The 265-nt window shown below is 55.8% G+C and carries 1 pseudogene; it reads left to right on the top strand.

The window, feature by feature from the left end:
• Window positions 1-30: 30 nt before the first annotated feature.
• A pseudogene (locus tag FDX22_RS32575) lies at window positions 31-265 on the top strand (DUF5983 family protein); the annotation flags it as partial.

Below are 265 nucleotides of genomic sequence, written 5' to 3'. Positions count from 1 at the left end.
GTGGATATAGACGCGTAGCTCAATGTCGTCAACGATAACGGCTATACGTTCCGGGTCCTGATTGTTCCGAGGCCGGTTATCGTTGAAGATCCTTTGCCCATACCTGCCCAGTTGCCCGATATCCAGTGCAGCACGGCGCATATTACCGATGCGGATAACCGGCTACTGCACGCGTTGCCACATCAGGCCGAAGAATACGGTGATGCCGAGTGGGCGAATTACACCGGCCCTGGCTATCTGCTGCGTCTTGATGCCCGGTCGTTTC

The organism is Citrobacter sp. TBCS-14 (assembly GCF_005280805.1).
Lineage (GTDB): Bacteria > Pseudomonadota > Gammaproteobacteria > Enterobacterales > Enterobacteriaceae > Citrobacter > Citrobacter gillenii.
This window is presented reverse-complemented; position numbering and strand designations above follow the sequence as displayed.